The organism is Erythrobacter sp. SN021 (genome assembly GCF_021864455.1).
This window is the reverse complement of record NZ_JAKKUW010000068.1, coordinates 1-478: the sequence shown is the minus strand read 5'-3', so window position 1 is coordinate 478 and position 478 is coordinate 1. Positions and strand designations below refer to the sequence as shown.

Sequence of the window (478 nt, the reverse complement as noted above, 5' to 3'; positions counted from 1 at the left end):
ATCGCCACAGTGAAAAATCATTCATCGTCCTACCTGGGAATTTTATTTTATTTTATAAAGAGAAATCTAGTTTAATCGATCAGATGGTGAGTTTTATGAGTGCCCGAAATGGCAGAACTGTTGAGAGAGTTTCAATCTTTGAAACTGATTATATTGACAGTGAAATCTGTGTTGGAGAAAAGCAATAAGCATTGATAATTGTTTAACTCTCGCTCGTCTTATGCTGTGCGTTCTTCCGTACTGGCTGGTAATCTTGTATAATAGTACGACTGCATCAGGAAAGTCGATTTGTTTAGACATCAACTCAAGTCTCTTTCAACAAAGCGTAGACGAGCTCATCGAAATAGACTTTTGCATCAGCATTTGCATCAGCTTCTTTGACGAATGCTGCGCCCAAGGCCTTGATGTGTTCCTCCGTGAGAAATATCGTATTATTGGTTTCGTTAAACTTTCTAAGAAAAGCCTCCACTTCCGCTGC

At 39.1% G+C, this 478-nt stretch carries 1 protein-coding gene; it reads left to right on the top strand.

Translation table 11 applies throughout. The features are described from left to right. Nucleotides 1-188, top strand: a 188-nt coding sequence (locus L5849_RS14975; protein WP_236926198.1) for a hypothetical protein, incomplete at its 5' end; no start/stop codon positions are given. Nucleotides 189-478: the final 290 nt, after the last annotated feature.